Source organism: Dactylosporangium sp. NPDC005555 (assembly GCF_040605635.1).
In the GTDB taxonomy this organism is placed as follows: Bacteria; Actinomycetota; Actinomycetes; order Mycobacteriales; family Micromonosporaceae; genus Dactylosporangium.
Genome location: NZ_JBEXDG010000144.1, coordinates 1 through 3,310, shown reverse-complemented (window position 1 = coordinate 3,310; position 3,310 = coordinate 1). Strand labels below are relative to the sequence as shown.

Sequence of the window (3,310 nt, the reverse complement as noted above, 5' to 3'; positions counted from 1 at the left end):
AACGCCCTCGAATGGGCGACCACCTGCCCGCCGCCACTGCGCAACTTCGACCGCATCCCCCGCATCCGCTCCGAACGGCCGGCATTCGACGCGAAATTCCCGCACGTAGCCGCTGGCGGCCAGTCGGAGATCGGACCACCGGAAGGCGGCGCCAAACCATTCACCAACGAATCCGACAACGGAGCAAGCTACCAAGACCACCGAACCCCGGACCAGATCAAGCCGCGCCGAGCAAGGAAGGGCGACCCGCCGCTCCCAGACGGTCCGTGAAGTGCATGCGACCACGCCAGGCATGGCCTGATGTGCACAGGCAGCGGTCGGCCGGCGGCAAGTCCACCAGCACCACTGGGCCGTCGCGAGCACCGCACGCCTTCGAGCCGTTCCTGGCCCATGCGCGTTCGTTGCAGAACACCTGCGGCACGACGAACATTGTCGAGTCGGGGTCGACGTGGCTGTCCCCGGGCTTATCTGTGCGGGTGGGCGTCCGCCCCTGGCAGCAGCCTCCGCAGTTCCCGGTCGAGTATGAACTCGTCCGTCACCCGGATGTGGAACGGCAGGCGGATGTCGTGGTGCCGGTGTGCTGTCCCCGCCCGCAGGGTCAGCCCGTCGGCGACGGCCACCGGCATCAACTGGGCACCGTCGGCGGCAAGGGAATCCACAGCGCGGCGAATCGATACATGATGTGGCGGGCCAGGCGGGCAGCCTCGACGCCGGCAACTGGATCGGGACGCACTGCGCGGTACGCTGCGACCGGCACCTCGACGCCGGTATGTAGCAGCGATGCGGTACTCCGTGACCTCCCGGCCGGCGTGCGGGCATCGGCTCCGTGCCGGCCAGGTGGAGTCGATGTGGATTGCTGATCCGGCTGGTCATCCATTCTTTCATTCGGCGTGGTATCCGATTCGGATGCAGGATGCCCAGCCGGCTGCATACGCTACTGGCAGCAATAGCGGACCATTGGATTCGGACGGTGCAGGTCGCGAATTTCACACTGAATGGCATTTTGGTCAATGCGTTCGAATCGCCGCAGACGCAGCAGCCGACTGCGATGCGGGCAGCCTCGGGTCCGCTGCCGTTTGGACGCCAACCTTCGCACATCAGCCCACGATGCGGGGCGGTCGGTGGACCGGTCGCGTTGAGGTGACGCGGCGTTGCGGACAAGCGCAAGCATTACCAGCAATCGGCAGACACGGTTGTCTGCCGGACCGCCGCATGGGGGAAGTAGCTGGCCTCGGCAGCTGCTGCTGAGTCAGATCCCACCGCGAATCGATTCCAAGGAGTAGGCGTTATGGCGACTGTCCGGGCGAAGGTCATTCAGTACCTGCAGGAAACGCGGGCGGCCGAGTTCTCCGTGACCACCCTCCTCGCCGCGAACATCGCCGGCACCCCTGAGGGTGACTATCGGCGGCGGCTGGAGTCTCAGCGGCGACGTTCACGCGAGCGGGCCTATCGGGTGTCCGATCGGCTGGGTGGGCTCGGAGCCCGCCGCAGCCTGCAATACCTGGGCGTCAACGCAGCTCTGATCATCGGCGGGCAGGCCGTCGCCTTGTCCGCCGTGCCGCTGCAGCTGTTGCGTGGCCCGGACGGCGAAGACCGGGTGTTGAAGAACACCCGTGACCTGTGCGCAGCCGCAGCAGTGCTGGACGCCAACTATCGGGCGTTGGAGCAGATCGCCCAGACCTGCAGGGACGAGGTCACCGCGAAACTCGCCGTCGAGCTGCGCGCAGAGAGCGAAGACATGCTGTCCGAGTGCTTCACAGCGCTGGACCGGCTCGCCGAGGCGGTGATCTTCGGAGAGGCCGAGGGTGAACCGGCCTACCAGATCCAGAGTATCGGCGCGGTGCAGATGCTTCGGCTGCCGCAACTGTGGGAGAACATGTATCAGCTCAGGGACGCAGCCGTCGACGTGCTGCGGTTCGCTCGAGGCCGGGCCATGCAGGACGGGGCACAACTGGAGGCGGGGGCGATCATTCCCGACTACGACAGCCTTTCCGTCGAGCAGATCCGGGACTGGCTGACTCGACTCTCCCAGACCGAACTGGCCACGGTCGACGCTCATGAACGCGCGAACCGCAACCGCACCCCGATCGTGACGAGCATCCGCAACCTGCAAGGCAAAGAGCCCTGGCCGGGATACGACACGATGAACGTCCCGGGGATCCGTTCCCGCCTGCGGGACGCGGACGACGAGAAGGTCCGCACGGTGCTCGAATACGAGCGAAGCCACAAGGACAGGTCCTCGATCCTCAACGCCTCTGAGGTTCAGGCCACCGCCACCTGACACGTTGCAGGCGCGGTTCTGCAGCCACCACGGTAGCGGTCGCACGGCGAGGTCGACCGGATTGTCTTGCTGCACACGTGCCGGGTAACGGCGGGGCATGACTGGGCCAGGCAGCAGCCACCCGGCACCTCGGCGCCATGGCGAGCAAGCCCGACCACGGCGACGAGACGTACCGCGGCAGCGGCCGCCTGGCCGGCAAGGCGGCCGTCATCACCGGCGCGGACAGCGGCATCGGCCGCGCGGTCGCGATCGCCTTCGCCCGAGAGGGCGCCGACGTGCTCATCTACTACCTCGTGGAGCACGACGACGCCCGCGACACCGCCAAATACGTCGAGGCCGAGGGACGCAAGGCCATTCTGGTCCCGGGAGATCTCGCGGACCTGACCACCTGCGAGGCCGTGGTACGCACCGCAGTTGAGCGGTTCGGGCGGATCGACGTGCTCGTCAACAACGCTGCGTACCAGATGACTCACGAGACCGTCGCGGAGATCACCGACGAGGAGTGGACGCGCACCTTCGACATCAACATCCACGCCATGTTCCGGTTGGTGAAGGCGGCATTGCCGAACCTGCCGCAGGGCGCCGCCATTATCAACTGGGGTTGACCCGTTTTGACGGACAGGGTCGATGTGGTGGTGTCAGGCTACCTGACGGAGTGGGGATTCGTTGTATAGCTTGGCTTCGTAGGCAGCTGGGCTGTCGTAGTCCAATGTGGAGTGTCGGCGCCGGGTGTTGTACCAGCCCTCGATCCAGGCGAAGATGGCCCGCTGGGCGGACGCCCGGGTGGGCCACGGCCGGCGGTCGAGCAACTCCGTCTTGATGGTCGCGAAGAACGATTCGGCGACGGCGTTGTCCCAGCATTGGCCTTTGCGCCCGACGGACAGCTGGACGCCGTGCCGGTCGGCGAGGCGCCGGTACTGGCTGCTGGTGTACTGGGCGGATTCAACCGGCGGTCGCAACACCCCGATTTCGGAGGTGGGCATGGGGCGTGCGCAGGGTTGGACGACGATGGTGACGGGCAGGCCGGCG

Annotated in this window: 4 protein-coding genes and 1 pseudogene; 3 read left to right on the top strand and 2 right to left on the bottom strand. The window is 66.6% G+C overall.

Annotated elements, in window-relative coordinates; genetic code table 11:
* Positions 1–270, top strand: a pseudogene (locus ABZS58_RS51040) (hypothetical protein); the annotation flags it as partial.
* Between the two features lie 194 nt (positions 271–464).
* On the opposite strand, the gene ABZS58_RS51035 reads toward ABZS58_RS51040, so the two are convergent.
* Entirely contained in the window at positions 465–626 is a 162-nt protein-coding gene (locus ABZS58_RS51035) for a hypothetical protein (protein WP_354792068.1), read from the bottom strand.
* Between the two features lie 662 nt (positions 627–1,288).
* Here ABZS58_RS51035 and ABZS58_RS51030 point away from each other — a divergent pair.
* On the top strand, positions 1,289–2,281 hold the full coding sequence (locus tag ABZS58_RS51030; RefSeq protein WP_354792066.1) for a hypothetical protein: 993 nt from the start codon (positions 1,289–1,291) through the stop codon (positions 2,279–2,281).
* Positions 2,282–2,418: 137 nt separating this feature from the next.
* The gene (locus ABZS58_RS51025; RefSeq protein ID WP_354792064.1) at positions 2,419–2,886 is read left to right on the top strand and encodes an SDR family NAD(P)-dependent oxidoreductase; all 468 of its coding nucleotides are present in this window, start codon (positions 2,419–2,421) and stop codon (positions 2,884–2,886) included.
* A gap of 33 nt (positions 2,887–2,919) precedes the next feature.
* On the opposite strand, the gene ABZS58_RS51020 is transcribed toward ABZS58_RS51025, so the two are convergent.
* The coding region (locus ABZS58_RS51020) for an integrase core domain-containing protein (RefSeq protein ID WP_354792062.1) at positions 2,920–3,310 on the bottom strand (391 nt) is incomplete at its 5' end.

What these genes read in the sequence shown, in the direction of transcription:
- ABZS58_RS51035 (WP_354792068.1), bottom strand. Translation starts at nt 626, where the DNA reads ATGCCGGTGGCCGTCGCCGACGGGCTGACCCTGCGGGCGGGGACAGCA.
- ABZS58_RS51030 (WP_354792066.1), top strand. Translation starts at nt 1,289, where the DNA reads ATGGCGACTGTCCGGGCGAAGGTCATTCAGTACCTGCAGGAAACGCGG.
- ABZS58_RS51025 (WP_354792064.1), top strand. Translation starts at nt 2,419, where the DNA reads ATGGCGAGCAAGCCCGACCACGGCGACGAGACGTACCGCGGCAGCGGC.